Consider the following 18948-nt stretch of genomic DNA (forward strand, 5'->3'; position numbering starts at 1 on the left):
ATCGACCGACCGATCGTCCGTCCGGTCGATGCGCCCGATCGGGCGATCATCGCTCGACGCTCGCCACCCGTCCGCGCGGCCGTCCTGCTTGCCTGTCCGCCGCGCGCTCGCCTATGATCCTGCGCTCGACGAACGGACTGCGCAGGAAACCACGCGATGTCTTTCCATTGGATGCGTTTTGCCGCCGCTGCCTCGGCAGCGCTCTCATTGACGATGCTGTCACCCGCGCAGGCCGGCGCGGCGGGCGAGCCGATCCGGATCGCGCTCGTCGAGGGGATGTCGGGACCGTTCGCGAATGCGGGCGCGGCGGTCGAGCGCAATTTGCGCTTCGGCGTCGAGCGCGTCAATGCGCAGGGCGGCGTGCGGCTGCGCGACGGCGCCCATCCGCTCGAGCTCGTCGTGCTCGACAGCAAGGGCGGCGTCGAGGAGGCGCTCGTCCAGTTGCGCGCCGCGACCGACAAGGGGATCGGCTTTGTCGCGCAGGGCAACGGCTCGGCCGTCGCCGCGGCGCTCGTCGCCGCGCTCGACAAGCAGAACGCGCGCGATCCCGAGCATCGCGCGCTGTTCCTCAACTATTCGGCCGACGATCCCGCGCTGACGGACCGCGGCTGCAGCTTCTGGCACTTCCGCTTCGACGCGCACGCAGGCATGCGGATGGACGCGCTCGCCGACGTGCTCGCGCGCGATCGCGCGGTCAGGAAGGTCTATCTGCTGAACCAGGACTACAGCTTCGGGCACGACGTCAGCACGCTCGCTCGCGCCGCGTTGACGGCGCGGCGGCCGGACATCGCGATCGTGGGCGACGAATTCCATCCGATCGGACGCGTGAAAGATTTCTCGCCGTACGTCGCGAAGATTCGCGCGAGCGGCGCGGATGCGGTCGTGACGGGCAACTGGGGCAACGATCTGACGCTGCTCGTGCGTGCGGCGCGCGAGCAGGGGCTCGCGACGAAGTTCTACACGTTCTACGGCAACAGCCTGGACGCGCCTGCCGCGCTCGGCGACGCGGGCGTGAAGCGTGTGCTCGCGGTCGCCGACTGGCATCCGAATGCGGGCGGCGCGCAGTCCGACGCGTTCTACCGCGCATTCCGCGCGCGCTTCCCGACGCCGCAGGACGACTATCCGGTGCGACGGATGAGTCTGATGATCGAGATGCTGGCCGCGGCGATGGCGCGCGCGGGCTTGGCCGATCCAGTCGCGGTCGCGAAGGCGCTCGAGGGGATGCGCTACGACGACGGCTTCCACCAGGCGCAGATGCGCGCGGCCGACCACCAATTGATCCAACCCCTTTACGTGATCGAGATGGATCGCGTGGGCGCGCGTGGCGTGCGCTTCGACAACGCGGGGTCGGGTTACGGCTTCCGGACGGTGCTCGAGCTGCCGCCCGCGCAGGGCGCGGCTTCCGCTGAATGCCGTATGAAACGCCCGTGAAAGGCGGGGTTCGCCGGCAGGGTGACTTGTGCTACAATGCGCGCCGGTTGTAAATCACGGCACGGCCGTTCTTCCGTGTCCGCCTGTTCAGTCGAAAGGAAATCAAATGTCTGTTGCTGATATCAAGAAGTCGGAAGTTGTTGCTCAGTTCGCGCGCGGCGCCAACGACACGGGCTCGCCCGAAGTGCAGGTCGCGCTGCTGACGGCGCGCATCACGGAACTGACGGGTCACTTCAAGACCCACGCGAAGGATCACCACAGCCGCCGCGGCCTGCTGCGCATGGTGAGCCGCCGCCGCAAGCTGCTCGACTACCTCAAGGGCAAGGATGCCGACCGTTACCGCGCGCTGATCGAGAAGCTGGGTCTGCGTAAGTAAGCGGGGCGTTGCTCGCCTCCAGCAAGATGCCTGTGTCAGTCTGCTGATACAGGCATTTTGTTTTTTCGCGGCACGCACGATGCATGCCGTCGGGCTGTCGAAGCCCACAACCGGCCAGGCGCACAAGGGTTGAGCTTTGTGTCATTCCAGCGCGCTGTTCGCGTCCCGCTCGACGCCGAGCGGCGAGCACGGCGCTGGAATGGCATAAAAAACACACCTCTTCCCATGTGGCCCGGTCGCGCCGCCGCCATGCCGGCTTCGTCCGCGCACGGCGATCCAGTCATAGAACGAAAGGAGCGACCATGTCTCTGTTCAACAAAGTCGTGAAGGAATTCCAGTGGGGCCAGCACAAGGTGCGCCTCGAAACCGGCGAGATCGCGCGCCAGGCTAGCGGCGCCGTGCTCGTCGACATCGAGGACACCGTCGTCCTCGCGACGGTCGTCGGCGCGAAGTCGGCGAAGCCGGGCCAGGACTTTTTCCCGCTCACCGTCGACTACATCGAAAAGACCTACTCGGCCGGCAAGATTCCGGGCGGCTTCTTCCGCCGCGAAGGCCGTCCGTCGGAGCACGAGACGCTGACGTCGCGTCTCATCGACCGTCCGCTGCGCCCGCTCTTCCCGGAAGGTTTTTATAACGAAGTGCAGGTCGTGATCCACGTGCTGTCGGTGAACCCGGAAGTCCCGGCCGATATCCCGGCGCTCATCGGCGCGTCGGCTGCGCTCGCCGTGTCGGGGCTGCCGTTCAACGGCCCGGTCGGCGCCGCGCGCGTCGCGTACATCGACAACGAATACGTGCTGAACCCGACGCGCGAGCAGATCAAGGCGTCGCGCCTCGACCTCGTCGTCGCGGGCACGGAGCGTGCCGTGCTGATGGTCGAGTCGGAAGCCGAGCAACTGCCGGAAGACGTGATGCTGGGCGCCGTGGTGTTCGGCCACGAGCAGATGCAAAAGGCGATCGACGCGATTCACGAACTCGTGCGCGAAGGCGGCAAGCCCGAGTGGGACTGGCAGCCGGCTGCCAAGAACGAAGCGCTGATCGCGCGCGTGACCGAGCTCGCGCAAGCCGACCTGCAGGCAGCCTACCAGATCCGCGAAAAGCAGTCGCGCTCGACGAAGCTGAAGGCAGTCTACGCAGCCGCTACCGCGAAGCTCGCGGAAGAATCGGCGGCGTCGAACGCCGAAGCCGCCGATTCGGCGACGGTCGGCAACATCCTGTTCGATCTCGAAGCGAAGATCGTTCGCTCGCAGATCCTGAACGGCGAGCCGCGCATCGACGGCCGCGACACGCGCACCGTGCGCCCGATCGAGATCCGCACGGGCGTGCTGCCGCGCACGCACGGCTCGGCGCTCTTCACGCGCGGCGAGACGCAGGCGCTCGTCGTCGCGACGCTCGGCACCAAGGGTGACGAGCAGATCATCGACGCGCTCGAAGGCGAATACCGCGAACGCTTCATGCTCCACTACAACATGCCTCCGTTCGCGACCGGCGAAACGGGCCGCGTCGGTTCGCCGAAGCGCCGCGAAATCGGCCACGGCCGCCTCGCGAAGCGCGCGCTCGTCGCGTGCCTGCCGAGCGCAGACGAATTCGGCTACTCGATCCGCGTCGTGTCGGAAATCACCGAGTCGAACGGTTCGTCGTCGATGGCGTCGGTGTGCGGCGGCTGCCTCGCGCTGATGGACGCAGGCGTGCCGATGAAGGCGCACGTCGCGGGCATCGCGATGGGCCTGATTCTCGAAGGCAACAAGTTCGCGGTGCTGACCGACATCCTCGGCGACGAAGATCACCTCGGCGACATGGACTTCAAGGTGGCCGGTACGGCAGATGGCGTGACGGCGCTGCAGATGGACATCAAGATCCAGGGCATCACGAAGGAAATCATGCAGGTTGCGCTCGCGCAGGCGAAGGAAGGCCGCATGCACATCCTCGGCAAGATGAAGGAAGCGGTCGCAGGTGCGAACACGCAACTGTCCGAATTCGCGCCGCGCATGATTACGATCAAGATCAACCCGGAAAAGATCCGCGACGTGATCGGCAAGGGCGGCTCGGTGATCCGCGCGCTGACCGAGGAAACCGGCACGACGATCGACATCTCGGACGACGGCGTCGTGACGATCGCGAGCACGAACAGCGAAGGCATGGCCGAAGCGAAGAAGCGCATCGAGAACATCACGGCCGAGATCGAAGTCGGCCAGGTGTATGAGGGCACGGTGCTGAAGCTGCTCGATTTCGGTGCAATCGTGAACCTGCTGCCAGGCAAGGACGGCCTGCTGCACATCTCGGAAATCGTCAACGAGCGGGTGAAGGACATCAACGACTACCTGAAGGAAGGTCAGCAGGTGAAGGTCAAGGTGATCCAGACGGACGAGAAGGGACGCGTGCGTCTGTCGGCGAAGGCGCTGCTGAACGAAGCGGCGGGTCAGTCGGATACGCCGCCGCAGCAGTAAGCGGCGATGAAACGGCCGGCAGCGCGAATGCGCGCCGGCCGTTTTTTCATAGGATGGACCGGTTTGCGGGGCGCGCATCGCGCGCGCAAACCCGTCACGCTCTGGGAGCGACGTGCATGAAAGCGATCGAAATCACCGAATTCGGCGCGCCCGACGTGCTGAAGCTGACGGAGCGCCCGCAGCCGGAACCGAAGCGCGGCGAGGTGCTGATCAAGGTGGCGGCGTCCGGCGTCAACCGTCCGGACGTGTTCCAGAGAAAGGGCGCTTATGCGCCGCCGCCCGGCGCGTCGGATCTGCCGGGCCTCGAGGTCGCCGGCGAGATCGTCGGCGGCGACCTTTCCGACCTCGCGACGAACCCGTTCGGCCTGAAGCTCGGCGACCGCGTCTGCGCGCTGCTCGCGGGCGGCGGCTATGCCGAGTACGTGGCCGCGCCGCTCGCGCAGTGCCTGCCGGCGCCGAAGGGGCTGACCGACGTCGAGGCCGCATCGCTGCCCGAGACGTTCTTCACGGTATGGAGCAATGTGTTCGATCGCGCGCAACTGGGGGCGGGCGAGGGCGGTGCGCAGGAAACGTTTCTAGTGCAGGGCGGCTCGAGCGGCATTGGCGTGACGGCGATCCAGATCGCGCATGCGCTCGGCTTTCGCGTGTTCGCGACGGCGGGCACCGACGACAAGTGCCGCGCATGCGAGCAGCTCGGCGCGGAGCGCGCGATCAACTACAAGACTGAGGATTTCGTCGAAGTCGTGAAATCGCTGACGCACGACCGCGGCGTCGACGTGATTCTCGACATGGTCGCGGGCGCGTACGTGCCTCGCGAGTTGACGGCGCTCGCCGACGGCGGCCGGCTCGTCGTGATCGCGCTTCTCGGCGGTGCGAAATCGGAGATCAATCTGGGCGAGATCCTGCGCCGCCGTCTGACGGTCACGGGCTCGACGCTGCGGCCGCGTCCCGTCGAGTTCAAGGCGCGCATCGCCGCGCAGCTGAAGGAGCACGTGTGGCCGCTCATCGAGGACGGACGCGTGAAGCCCGTCATATACCGCGTGCTGTCGGCCGCGCAGGCGTCGGACGCGCATGCGCTGATGGAAAGCAGCGAGCACGTCGGCAAGATCATGCTCGATTGGGGTGCGAACGCTTGACACCCGTGGTTTGACCGGTTCTAGAGCGCCGCAGTAAAATCGCGGGTTCGCTTCGCCAGATGAACACGACGCCCGGCTTCGGCGCGTCAACGACGAGACAAACGATGTCGAAACAAAGAATCAAGCGGGTGATCGGCAACTGGAAGATGCACGGTCGCTTGAGCGGCAACCAGGCATTGCTGAACGAAGTCGCGCAAGGCGCGCAGGCGGTGCACGACAATGTCGGCATCGGCGTGTGCGTGCCGTTCCCGTATCTCGCGCAGGCGCAGGCGCAGCTCCAGGGCGGTCGCGTCGCGTGGGGCTCGCAGGACGTATCCGCGCATGAGCAGGGCGCTTACACGGGTGAAGTCGCGGCCGGCATGGTGGCGGAGTTCGGTGCGGCTTACGCGATCGTCGGGCACTCGGAGCGCCGTGCGTATCACGGCGAATCGAACGAGGCCGTCGCGACGAAGGCGCAGCGTGCGCTCGCCACGGGCCTGACGCCCGTCGTCTGCGTTGGCGAGACGCTCGCCGAGCGCGAAGCGGGGGCGACCGAGCAGGTCGTCGGCGCGCAGCTCGACGCAGTGCTTGCGGTGTTGTCGGCGGACGACGCGGCGCGCATTGTCGTCGCGTACGAGCCGGTCTGGGCGATCGGCACGGGCAAGAGCGCGACGGCCGAGCAGGCGCAGCAGGTACACGCGTTCCTGCGCGCACGGCTTGCCGCGAAAGGGGCGGAGCACGTGTCGCTGCTGTACGGCGGCAGCGTGAAGGCCGACAATGCGGCCGAGCTGTTCGGTCAGCCGGACATCGACGGCGGCCTGATCGGCGGCGCGTCGTTGAAGAGCGGGGATTTTCTGGCGATCTGCCGGGCAGCGCAGTAGGCGTTCGCACAACGCGAGCGCGCGAAGGATATCGGGGCAGCCGGCAGGTGCGCCGGTTGCTTAAACCAAACAGGTGAATGTATGCCGTATTTTAAAGTCTTGATCATTGTGGTCCAACTGCTGTCCGCACTCGGCGTGATCGGCCTCGTGTTGCTGCAGCATGGCAAGGGTGCCGACATGGGCGCGGCGTTCGGCAGCGGTGCGTCGGGCAGTCTCTTCGGCGCGACTGGCTCGGCAAATTTCCTGTCACGCACGACAGCGGTCCTGGCGACGATCTTCTTCGTCGCGACGCTCGCGTTGACGTATCTCGGTTCGTACAAGTCGGCACCGTCGGTCGGCCTGCTCGGCGCGGCTCCCGCGCCTGCGTCGTCGGTTGCTGCGCCGCAAGCGCCTGCGGCGTCCGCGCCGGCTGCCGTGTCGGCCGCGTCTGCGCCCGGTCAGGATGTGCCGAAATAAATTTTCAAAAATTTCGCGTTTGTGCGTTGAACAATTTGAAGAGCCGGGTTAGAATTTAATTCTTGAAGCGATTCGCGGGATGCAAAGTTCTTCCCGGGTTGCATGCAGTGCCGACGTGGTGAAATTGGTAGACACGCTATCTTGAGGGGGTAGTGGCGAAAGCTGTGCGAGTTCGAGTCTCGCCGTCGGCACCAAAGTTACTCAATGCCAGCCGCTTCATGTGGCTGGCATTTTTCATTTCTGGGCTACCCTTGCGCTCAGCTTGGGTTCTACGGTAGTCCGAAATGATCCTTTCCCCGGATCGGTGTTATTCTCCGGAACGCTTGGAACCAACCAATAGAGGATTGCCTTGAACCTCGCAGCCTATTACCCCGTCTTGTTGTTCCTCCTGGTGGGCACTGGTTTAGGTATAGCGCTGGTCAGCATCGGCAAGATCCTCGGTCCCAACAAGCCCGACAGCGACAAGAACGCGCCATACGAGTGCGGCTTCGAGGCGTTCGAGGACGCGCGCATGAAGTTCGACGTGCGCTACTACCTCGTTGCGATTCTGTTCATCATCTTCGATCTCGAGACCGCATTCCTGTTTCCGTGGGGCGTCGCCCTGCGCGAGATCGGCTGGCCCGGTTTCATCGCAATGATGATTTTCCTGCTCGAATTCCTGCTGGGCTTTGCCTATATCTGGAAGAAGGGCGGCCTCGACTGGGAGTGACGGGCTAATCGCCGGTTTGCATGGGCGGCCACGCGTCGCCGCCTGTCTGGAGTGGAAAGCAAATGAGTATCGAAGGGGTCTTGAAGGAAGGGTTTGTCACCACGACGGCTGACAAGCTGATCAACTGGACGCGTACCGGCTCGTTGTGGCCGATGACGTTTGGGCTCGCGTGCTGCGCTGTGGAAATGATGCATGCGGGAGCCGCCCGCTACGACCTCGACCGGTTCGGCGTCGTGTTCCGTCCCAGCCCGCGTCAATCCGATGTGATGATCGTCGCGGGTACGCTCTGCAACAAGATGGCGCCCGCGCTGCGCCGCGTCTACGATCAGATGGCCGAGCCGCGCTGGGTGATCTCGATGGGGTCGTGCGCGAACGGCGGCGGCTACTACCATTACTCGTATTCGGTGGTGCGCGGCTGCGATCGGATCGTACCCGTCGACGTCTACGTGCCGGGCTGTCCGCCGACTGCCGAGGCGCTCGTCTACGGCGTGATCCAGCTGCAGGCGAAGATCCGTCGCACGAGCACCATCGCCCGTCAATAAAGCATCGAGCACCCCACAACATGGCAAGCAAAATCGAGACCCTCAAGGCGAACCTCGAAGCCGCGCTCGGCGCGCGCGCGGTGAGCCTCGTAGAAGCGGTTGGCGAGCTCACGCTCGTCGTGAAGGCGAGCGATTATCTCGAAGTCGCGAAAGCGTTGCGCGACGATCGCACGCTCGGCTTCGAGCAGTTGATCGACCTCTGCGGCGTCGACTATCAAACCTACGGCGACGGTGCTTACGACGGCCCGCGCTTTGCCGCTGTCCTGCACCTGCTGTCGATCGCGAACAACTGGCGTCTGCGCGTGCGCGTGTTCGCGCCGGACGACGATCTGCCGATCGTGCCGTCGGTCGTCGACATCTGGAACTCGGCGAACTGGTACGAGCGCGAAGCATTCGACCTCTACGGCATCGTGTTCGAAGGCCACCCCGACCTGCGACGCATCCTCACCGACTACGGCTTCATCGGCCATCCGTTCCGCAAGGACTTCCCGGTTTCGGGCTATGTCGAAATGCGTTACGACCCGGAAGAGAAGCGCGTCGTATACCAGCCGGTGACGATCGAGCCGCGCGAAATCACGCCGCGCGTGATCCGCGAGGACCGCTATGGCGGTCTGAAACATTGAGAGGGCGTCATGGCTGAAATCAAGAACTACACGCTCAACTTCGGTCCGCAGCACCCGGCCGCGCACGGCGTGCTGCGCCTCGTGCTCGAACTCGACGGCGAAGTGATCCAGCGCGCCGATCCGCACATCGGCCTTCTGCATCGCGCGACCGAGAAGCTCGCCGAGAACAAGACGTTCATCCAGTCGGTGCCGTACATGGACCGTCTCGACTACGTGTCGATGATGGTGAACGAACACGGCTACGTGCTCGCGATCGAGAAGCTGCTCGGCATCGACGTGCCGGAGCGTGCGCAATACATCCGCGTGCTGTTCGACGAGATCACGCGCGTGCTGAACCACCTGATGTGGATCGGCGCGCACGCGCTCGACGTTGGCGCGATGGCGGTGTTCCTCTATGCGTTCCGCGAGCGCGAAGACCTGATGGACGTGTACGAGGCGGTGTCCGGCGCGCGCATGCACGCGGCGTATTATCGTCCGGGCGGCGTCTATCGCGATCTGCCGGATGCGATGCCGCAGTACAAGGCGTCGAAGATCCGCAACGAGAAGGCGCTCGCGAGGATGAACGAAGCGCGCCAGGGCTCGGTGCTCGACTTCATCGACGATTTCTTCACGCGCTTCCCGAAGTGCGTCGACGAATACGAAACGCTCCTGACCGACAACCGGATCTGGAAGCAGCGTCTCGTCGGCATCGGCGTCGTGACGCCGGAACGTGCGCTGCAGCTCGGCCTGACGGGGCCGATGATCCGCGGCTCCGGCATTGCATGGGACCTGCGCAAGAAGCAGCCGTACGAAGTGTACGACCGCCTCGACTTCGATATCCCGGTCGGCGTGAACGGCGATTGCTACGACCGTTATCTCGTGCGTGTCGAGGAGATGCGCCAGTCGACGCGTATTGCGAAACAGTGTATTGAGTGGCTTCGCAAGAATCCTGGTCCCGTGATCACCGACAATCACAAGATCGCGGCGCCGTCGCGTGTCGGCATGAAGACGAACATGGAGGATCTGATCCACCATTTCAAGCTCTTCACGGAAGGTTTTCACGTGCCCGAAGGCGAGACGTATGCAGCCGTCGAGCACCCGAAGGGCGAGTTCGGCATCTATCTCGTGTCGGACGGCGCAAACAAGCCGTATCGCCTCAAGATCCGTGCACCGGGCTACGCCCATCTGTCTGCGCTCGACGAAATGGCGCGCGGGCACATGATCGCCGACGCCGTCACGATCATCGGTACGCAGGACATCGTGTTCGGCGAAGTCGACCGCTGACGGTCGCGCCGCTCGCCGGCCCGGCCGGGCCGCGCGCGGCGAGTCACACGCGGCGCGCGCCTCGGGCGCGCCGTCGCAACAAGCTGTCAACAGTGAGCGCCAGGTCTGCCGCATCGGTCATGCGGCAGGTTGTTCGTGCGGTAGGAATTGAAAGAGTCGTGTCTGAAAATGATCTCAGCTGAAGGCCTGAAAGAAATCGATCGAGCGATCGCGAAGTATCCCGCCGATCAGAAACAGTCCGCTGTGATGTCGGCGTTGGCCGTCGCTCAGGAAGAGCATGGCTGGCTGTCGCCCGAACTGATGCAGTTCGTCGCGGATTATCTCGGCATGCCGGCCATCGCCGTGCAGGAAGTCGCGACGTTCTACACGATGTACGAGCTCGCGCCCGTCGGCACGCACAAGATCACGCTCTGCACGAACCTGCCGTGCCAGCTCGGGCCGCACGGCGGCGCTGAAGCGACGGCCGAATATCTGAAGCAGAAGCTCGGCATCGACTTCGGCGAAACGACGCCGGACGGCAAGTTCACGCTGAAGGAAGGCGAGTGCTTCGGCGCGTGCGGCGATGCGCCGGTGCTGCTGCTCAACAATCACAAAATGTGCAGCTTCATGAGCCGCGAGAAGATCGACCAGCTGCTTGAGGAGCTCTCGAAATGACGTCCCTCCACGATCGTCACATCAAACCGCTGATCCTCGCCGGCCTCACCGGCGAGAACTGGCATCTCGAAGACTACGTCGCGCGCGGCGGCTACGCGCAGCTGCGCCGCATCCTCGAAGAAAAGATTCCGCCCGAGCAGGTGATCGCCGACGTGAAGGCGTCGGGCTTGCGCGGCCGCGGCGGCGCGGGCTTTCCGACCGGCCTGAAGTGGAGCTTCATGCCGCGTCAGTTCCCGGGCCAGAAGTATCTCGTCTGCAACTCGGACGAAGGCGAGCCGGGCACGTTCAAGGATCGCGACATCCTGCGCTGGAACCCGCACGCGCTGATCGAAGGCATGGCCATCGGCGCGTACGCGATGGGCATCACCGTCGGCTACAACTACATCCACGGCGAAATCTTCGAAGTGTATCGACGCTTCGAGGACGCGCTCGAGGAAGCGCGCCGCGCCGGCTTCCTCGGCGACGACATCATGGGGTCGGGATTCTCGTTCCAGCTGCACGCGCATCACGGCTACGGCGCGTACATCTGCGGCGAGGAAACAGCGCTGCTCGAATCGCTCGAAGGCAAGAAGGGCCAGCCGCGCTTCAAGCCGCCGTTCCCGGCGAGCTTCGGCGTCTACGGCAAGCCGACCACGATCAACAACACCGAGACATTCGCCGCGGTGCCGTTCCTGCTCGCAGTCGGCCCGCAGAATTATCTCGAAATGGGCAAGCCGAACAACGGCGGCACGAAGATCTTCTCGGTGTCGGGCGACGTCGAGCGTCCTGGCAACTATGAAGTGCCGCTCGGCACGCCGTTCGCGACGCTGATGGAACTCGCCGGCGGCATGCGCGGCGGCAAGAAGATCAAGGCGGTGATCCCGGGCGGCTCGTCGGCGCCGGTGATCCCGGGCGACATCATGATGCAGACCGATCTGGACTACGACTCGATCGCGAAGGCGGGCTCGATGCTCGGTTCCGGCGCGGTGATCGTGATGGACGAGACGCGCTGCATGGTGCGCTCGCTCCTGCGCCTGTCGTACTTCTATTACGAAGAGTCGTGCGGCCAGTGCACGCCGTGCCGCGAAGGCACGGGCTGGTTGTACCGCGTCGTGAACCGCATCGAGCACGGCGAAGGTCGCCAGGAAGACCTGGATCTGCTGAACTCGGTCGCGGAGAACATCATGGGCCGCACAATCTGCGCGCTCGGCGACGCGGCGGCGATGCCGGTGCGCGGCATGCTCAAGCACTACTGGGACGAATTCGCGTACCACGTCGAGCACAAGCACTGCATGGTCGGCGGCCACGCGCATGCGGCCGCGGCCTGACGGCGCAACCCGATTGCAGAATTCGAGCGCCCGGTCGAGCGGACGCGGGCGAGCGGTAATAGGTTAAGGACCATTCACCATCATGGTTGAACTTGAAATAGACGGCAAGAAGGTCGAGGTGCCCGAAGGCAGCATGGTGATCCAGGCTGCGCACAAGGCGGACACGTACATTCCTCACTTCTGCTATCACAAGAAGCTGTCGGTTGCGGCCAACTGCCGGATGTGTCTCGTCGAAGTCGAGAAGATGCCGAAGGCGGTGCCCGCGTGCGCGACGCCCGTGTCGGCCGGCATGATCGTCCACACCAACTCTGACAAGGCCGTGAAGGCGCAGCAGTCGGTGATGGAGTTCCTGCTCATCAACCATCCGCTCGACTGCCCGATCTGCGATCAGGGCGGCGAATGCCAGCTGCAGGATCTCGCGGTCGGCTACGGCAAGTCGTCGTCGCGCTACGCGGAAGAGAAGCGCGTCGTGTTCCACAAGGAAGTCGGCCCGCTCATCTCGATGGAAGAGATGTCGCGCTGCATCCACTGCACGCGCTGCGTGCGCTTCGGCCAGGAAATCGCCGGCGTGATGGAGTTCGGCATGCTGGGGCGCGGCGAGCATTCCGAAATCACGACGTTCGTCGGCAAGACGGTCGATTCCGAACTGTCGGGCAACATGATCGATCTGTGCCCGGTCGGCGCGCTGACGAGCAAGCCGTTCCGCTACAGCGCCCGCACGTGGGAACTGTCGCGCCGCAAATCGGTGAGCCCGCACGATTCCGTCGGCGCGAACCTCGTCGTGCAGGTGAAGAACAACCGCGTGATGCGCGTGCTGCCGTTCGAGAACGAAGCCGTCAACGAGTGCTGGATCTCGGACAAGGACCGCTTCTCGTACGAAGGCCTGAATAGCGAAGATCGCCTGACGAAGCCGATGATCAAGCAGGGCGGCGAGTGGCGCGAAGTCGACTGGCAGACTGCGCTCGAATACGTCGCGCGCGGCCTGAAGGGCATCAGCGACGAGCACGGCGCGTCCGCGCTCGCCACGCTCGCCAGCGCGCACAGCACAGTCGAGGAACTGTTCCTGCTCAAGCAGCTCGCGCACGAGCTGAAGACGCCGAACCTCGATTTCCGTCTGCGTCAAACCGATTTCTCGGTGGCCGCCCAGGGCGCGCCGTGGCTCGGGATGCCGATCGCCGATCTGTCGGGCGTCGACGCCGCGTTCGTCGTCGGCTCGTTCCTGCGCCGCGATCATCCGCTCTTCGCAGCGCGCCTGCGCCAGGCGGCGAAGAGCGGCGCGACGCTGCATTTCCTGCATGCGACGGGCGACGATTCGCTGATCCCGACCGCGCAACGCATCGTCGCCGCGCCGTCGGCATGGCTCGACGAGCTCGCGGGCATCGCGGCCGCCGTCGCACAGGCGCGCGGCGTCGCGTTGCCGGATGCGCTCGCGGGCGTCGAGGCGTCGAGCGCCGCGCGAGCGGTCGCGCAGTCGCTCGTGAACGGCGAGCGCCGCGTCGTGTTGCTCGGCAACAGCGCGGTCCGGCATCCGCAATTCGCGCAGATCCATGCAACCGCGCAATGGATTGCCGATGCCGCGGGCGCGACGCTCGGCTTCCTGACGGAAGCGGCGAACACGGTCGGCGCGCACCTCGTCGGCGCGCTGCCGGGCGCGAACGGCCTGAACGCGCGCGACGCGTTCGCGCAGCCGCGCAAGGGCTACGTGCTCCTCAACGTCGAACCCGAATTCGATACCGCCGATCCGGCGCAGGCGCTCGCCGCGCTGAAGCAGGCGGAGACGGTCGTCGTGCTGTCGCCGTTCAAGTATGGCCTCGACTACGCCGACGTGCTGCTGCCGATCGCGCCGTTCACCGAGACGGCCGGCACGTACGTGAACGCGGAAGGGCGCGCGCAGTCGTTCAACGGCGTCGTGCGTCCGCTCGGCGACACGCGTCCTGCGTGGAAGGTGCTGCGCGTGCTCGGCAGCCTGCTCGGCCTGCCGAATTTCGAATACGAGACGTCGGAAGAAGTGCGCGTCGCCGCGCTCGGCGACGAGGACATCGCGCCGCGCCTGTCGAACAAGACTTCGGCAGCGCCCGCACGCGCCGCCGCGAAGGCGGCCGACGGCGGCCTCGAGCGCCTCGCCGACGTGCCGATCTACCACGCCGACGCGCTGTCGCGCCGCGCGGGCGCGTTGCACCTGACGGCCGCGTCGAAGGTCGCACACAAGGTGGGCCTGCCTGCCGGGCTGTTCGACAAGCTCGGCCTGAAGAACGGCGACGCGGTGCGCGTGCGTCAAGGCGATCGCACGGTGCAGTTGCCGGCCGTGCGCGACGAGAACCTTGCGGAGACGGTCGTTCGCGTGTCGGCGGCCACGCCTGCCGGCGCAGCGCTCGGCAGCCTGTCCGGTGAACTGGTGGTGGAGAAGGCGTAAATGAGCTTGTTCGATACGATCAACTCGGGCGGAGCCCAGCTTCTCGGCGTCGCATGGCCGACGGTGTGGGCGCTCGTGCGCATCATCGTCGTCGCCGTCGTGATCCTGCTGAGCGTCGCGTACCTGATTCTGTGGGAGCGCAAGCTGATCGGCTGGATGCACGTGCGTCTCGGTCCGAACCGCGTCGGCCCCGCCGGTTTGCTGCAGCCGATCGCCGACGTGCTGAAGCTGCTGCTGAAGGAAGTGATTCATCCGACGGCGGCGAGCCGCTGGCTGTATCTGATCGCGCCGGTGATGACGGTCGTGCCGGCGTTCGCCGTGTGGGCGGTGATTCCGTTCCAGGCGGGCGCGGTGCTCGCGAACGTCAACGCGGGTCTGCTGTACGCGATGGCGATCTCGTCGGTCGGCGTCTACGCGGTGATTCTCGCCGGCTGGGCGTCGAACTCGAAGTATGCGTTCCTCGGCGCGATGCGCGCGGCCGCTCAGATGGTGTCGTACGAAATCTCGATGGGCTTCGCCCTCGTGCTCGTGCTGATGACGGCGGGCAGCCTGAACCTGTCGGAGATCGTCGGCTCGCAGCAGCACGGCTTCTTCGCGGGCCACGGCGTCAACTTCCTGTCGTGGAACTGGCTGCCGCTCCTGCCCGTGTTCGTCATCTACTTCATCTCCGGCATCGCCGAAACGAACCGCCACCCGTTCGACGTGGTGGAAGGGGAGTCGGAGATCGTCGCGGGTCACATGATCGATTACTCGGGCATGGCGTTTGCGCTGTTCTTCCTCGCCGAGTACATCAACATGATCGTGATCTCGGCGATGGCGGCGACGCTGTTCCTCGGCGGCTGGGATGCGCCGTTCGGATTCCTGTCGTTCATTCCGGGCATCTTCTGGCTGGTGCTGAAAGTCTTCGCGCTGCTGTCGGTGTTCATTTGGGCCCGTGCGACGTTCCCGCGTTTCCGCTACGACCAGATCATGCGCCTCGGCTGGAAGATATTCCTGCCGGTGTGCGTGATCTGGGTGGTCGTGGTCGGTTTCTGGATGATGTCGCCGCTGAATATCTGGCAATAAGGGGCGGACGAAATCATGACGGCAATCCAACAATTCTTTAAGACCTTCTTCCTGACCGAGCTGCTGAAGGGGCTTGCGCTGACGGGACGTTACACGTTCAAGCGCAAGTTCACCGTGCAGTTCCCCGAAGAGAAGACGCCGATCTCGCCGCGTTTTCGCGGGCTGCACGCGCTGCGCCGCTACGAGAACGGCGAAGAGCGGTGTATCGCGTGCAAGCTGTGCGAGGCGGTGTGCCCGGCCTTGGCGATCACGATCGAGTCGGAGACGCGTGCGGACAACACCCGCCGCACGACGCGCTACGACATCGACCTGACGAAGTGCATCTTCTGCGGCTTCTGCGAAGAGAGCTGCCCGGTCGATTCGATTGTCGAGACGCAGATCCTCGAGTACCACGGCGAGAAGCGCGGCGATCTGTACTTCACGAAGGAAATGCTGCTCGCGGTGGGCGATCGCTACGAGAAGGAGATCGCGGCCGCAAAGGCCGCCGATGCGCGGTATCGGTGATTGACGTGCGCCGGCCCGGAAGACGGGTCGGCCCAAGCCGCGGCGATGCCGCGGCACGCCCGGCGGTGCCAGCCAACCGCGCCTGACAATGGCCTAATGATGAACCGGTAATCATGGACTTCACGACCGTACTCTTCTACATCTTCTCGCTGCTCCTCGTGGTGTCGGGGCTGAAGGTGATCACTTCGCGCAACCCGGTGGCGTCTGCGCTCTTCCTCGTGCTCGCGTTCTTCAATGCGGCCGCGATCTGGATGCTGCTCGAGGCCGAGTTCCTCGCGATCCTGCTGGTGCTCGTCTACGTGGGCGCGGTGATGGTGCTCTTCCTGTTCGTCGTGATGATGCTCGACATCAACGTCGACGTGCTGCGCCGAGACTTCAAGCGCTTCGTGCCGATGGCGACCGCGGTCGGCGCGATCATCATCGTCGAGACGGCCCTGATCCTGTGGCGCGGCTACGGCGCGACGGCCTCGCCCGTGCGCGACATCGCCGCGGGCGCGCTCGCCGGCATGCCGAACACGAAGCTGATCGGCAAGGTCATCTATACCGATTACATCTTCGCATTCGAAATCGCAGGCCTCGTGCTGCTCGTCGCGATCATCGCCGCAGTCGCGCTGACCGCGCAGAAGGGCAAGGACAGCAAGCGCCAGCGCGTGTCCGAGCAGGTGAAGGTGCGCCGCGAAGACCGCGTGCGCCTCGTGAAGATGCAAGCCGACAAGCCGCAGCCGGAAACCGCCGCGAGCGACGCCGCGTCGGGCGGGAACAACGGCTAAGCGGAGGAGAAGAATCTATGTTGACCTTGGCTCATTACCTCGTGCTGGGCGCGATCCTGTTCGCGATCAGCATCGTCGGGATCTTCCTGAACCGCCGCAACATCATCGTGATCCTGATGGCGATCGAACTGATGCTGCTCGCGGTGAACACCAATTTCGTCGCGTTCTCGCATTACCTGGGCGACGTGCACGGCCAGATCTTCGTGTTCTTCGTGTTGACGGTCGCGGCGGCGGAAGCCGCAATCGGCCTCGCGATTCTGGTGACTCTGTTCCGTAAGCTCGACACGATCAATGTCGAGGATCTCGATCAGCTCAAAGGTTAATTTCAGGCAACGCTGTTATGTCAACGACACTCAATGAAAACCTGCTGCTGGCGATTCCGCTCGCTCCGCTGGCCGGCTCGCTGATTGCGGGGCTGTTCGGCAACGCAGTGGGGCGCAAGGGCGCACACCGGATCACGATTCTCGGCGTCGCGATCTCGTTCATTCTTTCCGCGATCGTCTTCTTCGACGTGATGGGCGGCGCGAGCTTCAACGCGACCGTCTACGAATGGATGAACGTCGGCTCGCTGAAGCTCGAAATCGGCTTCCTCGTCGACACGCTGACCGCGATGATGATGGTCGTCGTCACGTTCGTGTCGCTGATGGTGCACATCTACACGATCGGCTACATGTCGGAAGAGGACGGCTACCAGCGCTTCTTCTCGTACATCTCGCTCTTCACGTTCTCGATGCTGATGCTCGTGATGAGCAACAACTTCCTGCAGCTGTTCTTCGGCTGGGAAGCGGTGGGTCTCGTGTCGTACCTGCTGATCGGCTTCTACTTCACACGTGAGAGCGCGATCTACGCGAACATGAAGGCGTTCCTCGTGAACCGCGTCGGCGATTTCGGGTTCCTGCTCGGCATCGGCCTCATCCTCGCGTACGCCGGCTCGATGAACTACGGCGAAGTGTTCGCGAAGCGCGCAGAGCTCGCGTCGCTGCATTTCCCGGGCACCGAATGGGGCCTGCTGACCGTCGCGTGCATCTGCCTCTTCATCGGCGCGATGGGTAAGTCCGCGCAATTCCCGCTGCACGTGTGGCTGCCGGACTCGATGGAAGGCCCGACGCCGATCTCCGCGCTGATTCACGCGGCGACGATGGTGACGGCCGGCATCTTCATGGTCACGCGGATGTCGCCGCTGTTCGAACTGTCGGACGCCGCGCTGTCGTTCATCACGGTGATCGGCGCGATCACGGCGCTTTTCATGGGCTTCCTCGGCATCGTCCAGAACGACATCAAGCGCGTCGTCGCTTACTCGACGCTGTCGCAGCTCGGCTACATGACGGTCGCGCTCGGCGTGTCCGCGTACCCGGTCGCCGTGTTTCACCTGATGACGCACGCGTTCTTCAAGGCGCTGCTGTTCCTCGGCGCGGGGTCGGTGATCATCGGCATGCACCACGATCAGGACATGCGCAACATGGGCGGCCTGCGCAAGTACATGCCGATCACGTGGATCACGTCGCTCGTCGGCTCGCTCGCGCTGATCGGCACGCCGTTCTTCTCGGGCTTCTACTCGAAGGACTCGATCATCGACGCGGTGAAGCTGTCGCACCTGCCGGGCTCGGGCTTCGCTTACTTCGCGGTGGTCGCGAGCGTGTTCGTCACCGCGCTGTACTCGTTCCGGATGTACTTCCTCGTCTTCCACGGCGAAGAACGCTTCCGTCATCCGAAGGAATTCGGCAACAACCACGGCGCCGAGTCGGCTGCGCATCACGGCCATGACGACGACCACGGCCACGCGCACGAGCCGCACGAAACGCCTTGGGTCGTCTGGGTGCCGCTCGTGCTGCTCGCGATTCCGTCGGTCGTCATCGGTGCGATCGCGATCGGCCCGATGCTGTACGGCGATTTCTTCCAGCACGGCGTCGCGTTCGACAAGGTGATCTTCATCGGCCAGAACCACCCGGCGCTTGCCGAGATGGCGGAGGAATTCCACGGCTGGGCGGCGCTCGGCCTGCACTCGATCTCGTCGCTGCCGCTCTGGCTCGCGCTCGCCGGCGTCGTGACCGCGTGGTTCCTGTACCTGAAGCGCCCGGGTCTGCCGACCGTGATCCGTCGCGCGTTCGGCCCGATCTACACGCTGCTCGACAACAAGTACTACATGGACAAGATCAACGAGGTCGTGTTCGCGAAGGGCTCGATCGCGATCGGCCGCGGTCTGTGGAAGGAGGGCGACGTCGTGGTGATCGACGGCCTCGTCAACGGCAGCGCGCGCTTCATCGGCTGGTTCGCCGGCGTGATCCGCTTCCTCCAATCCGGTTACATCTATCACTACGCGTTCGCCATGATCATCGGCATGCTGGGGCTCCTGACCCTGTTTGTAACGCTCGGCGGCAAATAAGGCGGGGACGAC

At 64.6% G+C, this 18948-nt stretch carries 18 protein-coding genes and 1 tRNA gene; all 19 read left to right on the forward strand.

Translation table 11 applies throughout. The annotated features are described in order from the left end of the window. Positions 1-156 precede the first annotated feature (156 nt). A complete protein-coding gene (locus WS69_RS09845) occupies positions 157-1431 on the forward strand; it encodes a branched-chain amino acid ABC transporter substrate-binding protein (RefSeq protein WP_059470595.1) in 1275 nt (424 codons plus the stop codon). A gap of 106 nt (positions 1432-1537) precedes the next feature. Further along, positions 1538-1807 carry a 30S ribosomal protein S15 gene (rpsO, locus tag WS69_RS09850; RefSeq protein ID WP_004185828.1) on the forward strand — a complete coding sequence of 90 codons (270 nt, stop codon included), beginning with the start codon at positions 1538-1540 and terminating at the stop codon, positions 1805-1807. A 302-nt stretch (positions 1808-2109) separates the two neighbouring features. Continuing rightward, positions 2110-4251, forward strand: a complete 2142-nt coding sequence (pnp, locus tag WS69_RS09855) for a polyribonucleotide nucleotidyltransferase (protein WP_059470596.1) — start codon at positions 2110-2112, stop codon at positions 4249-4251. A gap of 116 nt (positions 4252-4367) precedes the next feature. Further along, positions 4368-5387: an NAD(P)H-quinone oxidoreductase gene (locus WS69_RS09860; protein ID WP_059470597.1), complete on the forward strand. Its 1020-nt coding sequence runs from the start codon at positions 4368-4370 to the stop codon at positions 5385-5387. Positions 5388-5446: 59 nt separating this feature from the next. After that, the gene (gene tpiA, locus WS69_RS09865) at positions 5447-6247 is read left to right on the forward strand and encodes a triose-phosphate isomerase (protein ID WP_197419235.1); all 801 of its coding nucleotides are present in this window, start codon (positions 5447-5449) and stop codon (positions 6245-6247) included. 81 nt (positions 6248-6328) lie between these two features. After that, positions 6329-6703 carry a preprotein translocase subunit SecG gene (secG, locus tag WS69_RS09870; protein ID WP_059470598.1) on the forward strand — a complete coding sequence of 125 codons (375 nt, stop codon included), beginning with the start codon at positions 6329-6331 and terminating at the stop codon, positions 6701-6703. 109 nt (positions 6704-6812) lie between these two features. Then, a tRNA-Leu gene (locus WS69_RS09875) sits at positions 6813-6897 on the forward strand. Between the two features lie 155 nt (positions 6898-7052). Further along, on the forward strand, positions 7053-7412 hold the full coding sequence (locus WS69_RS09880; protein ID WP_010102516.1) for an NADH-quinone oxidoreductase subunit A: 360 nt from the start codon (positions 7053-7055) through the stop codon (positions 7410-7412). A gap of 62 nt (positions 7413-7474) precedes the next feature. Further along, complete coding sequence (locus WS69_RS09885; protein WP_004186402.1) at positions 7475-7954, forward strand: NuoB/complex I 20 kDa subunit family protein; 480 nt, start codon at positions 7475-7477, stop codon at positions 7952-7954. Between the two features lie 20 nt (positions 7955-7974). Further along, on the forward strand, positions 7975-8577 hold the full coding sequence (locus WS69_RS09890; protein WP_059470599.1) for an NADH-quinone oxidoreductase subunit C: 603 nt from the start codon (positions 7975-7977) through the stop codon (positions 8575-8577). Between the two features lie 9 nt (positions 8578-8586). Further along, complete coding sequence (locus WS69_RS09895) at positions 8587-9840, forward strand: NADH-quinone oxidoreductase subunit D (RefSeq protein WP_059470600.1); 1254 nt, start codon at positions 8587-8589, stop codon at positions 9838-9840. 168 nt (positions 9841-10008) lie between these two features. Then, positions 10009-10494 (forward strand): NADH-quinone oxidoreductase subunit NuoE, encoded by a 486-nt coding sequence (gene nuoE / locus WS69_RS09900; RefSeq protein ID WP_010102520.1) that lies wholly within the window; start codon positions 10009-10011, stop codon positions 10492-10494. Beyond that, positions 10491-11801: an NADH-quinone oxidoreductase subunit NuoF gene (gene nuoF / locus WS69_RS09905; protein ID WP_059470601.1), complete on the forward strand. Its 1311-nt coding sequence runs from the start codon at positions 10491-10493 to the stop codon at positions 11799-11801. The genes nuoE and nuoF overlap by 4 nt, the downstream gene beginning before the upstream one ends. A gap of 82 nt (positions 11802-11883) precedes the next feature. Next, positions 11884-14214 carry an NADH-quinone oxidoreductase subunit NuoG gene (nuoG, locus tag WS69_RS09910; protein WP_059470602.1) on the forward strand — a complete coding sequence of 777 codons (2331 nt, stop codon included), beginning with the start codon at positions 11884-11886 and terminating at the stop codon, positions 14212-14214. Further along, complete coding sequence (gene nuoH / locus WS69_RS09915) at positions 14215-15279, forward strand: NADH-quinone oxidoreductase subunit NuoH (RefSeq protein WP_059470603.1); 1065 nt, start codon at positions 14215-14217, stop codon at positions 15277-15279. A gap of 15 nt (positions 15280-15294) precedes the next feature. After that, on the forward strand, positions 15295-15783 hold the full coding sequence (gene nuoI / locus WS69_RS09920; protein ID WP_010102524.1) for an NADH-quinone oxidoreductase subunit NuoI: 489 nt from the start codon (positions 15295-15297) through the stop codon (positions 15781-15783). Positions 15784-15896: 113 nt separating this feature from the next. Then, positions 15897-16553, forward strand: coding sequence for an NADH-quinone oxidoreductase subunit J (locus WS69_RS09925; RefSeq protein ID WP_059470604.1), 657 nt, complete (start codon positions 15897-15899; stop codon positions 16551-16553). A gap of 17 nt (positions 16554-16570) precedes the next feature. Continuing rightward, positions 16571-16876, forward strand: coding sequence for an NADH-quinone oxidoreductase subunit NuoK (gene nuoK / locus WS69_RS09930; protein WP_010102528.1), 306 nt, complete (start codon positions 16571-16573; stop codon positions 16874-16876). Positions 16877-16893: 17 nt separating this feature from the next. After that, positions 16894-18936: an NADH-quinone oxidoreductase subunit L gene (gene nuoL / locus WS69_RS09935; protein WP_059470605.1), complete on the forward strand. Its 2043-nt coding sequence runs from the start codon at positions 16894-16896 to the stop codon at positions 18934-18936. Positions 18937-18948 lie beyond the last annotated feature (12 nt).

It is taken from the genome of Burkholderia sp. BDU5 (assembly GCF_001522845.1).
GTDB classification, from domain to species: Bacteria; Pseudomonadota; Gammaproteobacteria; order Burkholderiales; family Burkholderiaceae; genus Burkholderia; species Burkholderia mayonis.

What these genes read in the sequence shown, in the direction of transcription:
- secG (WP_059470598.1), top strand. Translation starts at nt 6,329, where the DNA reads ATGCCGTATTTTAAAGTCTTGATCATTGTGGTCCAACTGCTGTCCGCA.
- nuoI (WP_010102524.1), top strand. Translation starts at nt 15,295, where the DNA reads ATGACGGCAATCCAACAATTCTTTAAGACCTTCTTCCTGACCGAGCTG.
- pnp (WP_059470596.1), top strand. Translation starts at nt 2,110, where the DNA reads ATGTCTCTGTTCAACAAAGTCGTGAAGGAATTCCAGTGGGGCCAGCAC.
- WS69_RS09860 (WP_059470597.1), top strand. Translation starts at nt 4,368, where the DNA reads ATGAAAGCGATCGAAATCACCGAATTCGGCGCGCCCGACGTGCTGAAG.
- nuoG (WP_059470602.1), top strand. Translation starts at nt 11,884, where the DNA reads ATGGTTGAACTTGAAATAGACGGCAAGAAGGTCGAGGTGCCCGAAGGC.
- WS69_RS09925 (WP_059470604.1), top strand. Translation starts at nt 15,897, where the DNA reads ATGGACTTCACGACCGTACTCTTCTACATCTTCTCGCTGCTCCTCGTG.
- nuoF (WP_059470601.1), top strand. Translation starts at nt 10,491, where the DNA reads ATGACGTCCCTCCACGATCGTCACATCAAACCGCTGATCCTCGCCGGC.
- nuoK (WP_010102528.1), top strand. Translation starts at nt 16,571, where the DNA reads ATGTTGACCTTGGCTCATTACCTCGTGCTGGGCGCGATCCTGTTCGCG.
- WS69_RS09845 (WP_059470595.1), top strand. Translation starts at nt 157, where the DNA reads ATGTCTTTCCATTGGATGCGTTTTGCCGCCGCTGCCTCGGCAGCGCTC.
- tpiA (WP_197419235.1), top strand. Translation starts at nt 5,447, where the DNA reads ATGAACACGACGCCCGGCTTCGGCGCGTCAACGACGAGACAAACGATG.
- WS69_RS09885 (WP_004186402.1), top strand. Translation starts at nt 7,475, where the DNA reads ATGAGTATCGAAGGGGTCTTGAAGGAAGGGTTTGTCACCACGACGGCT.
- rpsO (WP_004185828.1), top strand. Translation starts at nt 1,538, where the DNA reads ATGTCTGTTGCTGATATCAAGAAGTCGGAAGTTGTTGCTCAGTTCGCG.
- nuoE (WP_010102520.1), top strand. Translation starts at nt 10,009, where the DNA reads ATGATCTCAGCTGAAGGCCTGAAAGAAATCGATCGAGCGATCGCGAAG.
- WS69_RS09890 (WP_059470599.1), top strand. Translation starts at nt 7,975, where the DNA reads ATGGCAAGCAAAATCGAGACCCTCAAGGCGAACCTCGAAGCCGCGCTC.
- nuoL (WP_059470605.1), top strand. Translation starts at nt 16,894, where the DNA reads ATGTCAACGACACTCAATGAAAACCTGCTGCTGGCGATTCCGCTCGCT.
- nuoH (WP_059470603.1), top strand. Translation starts at nt 14,215, where the DNA reads ATGAGCTTGTTCGATACGATCAACTCGGGCGGAGCCCAGCTTCTCGGC.
- WS69_RS09895 (WP_059470600.1), top strand. Translation starts at nt 8,587, where the DNA reads ATGGCTGAAATCAAGAACTACACGCTCAACTTCGGTCCGCAGCACCCG.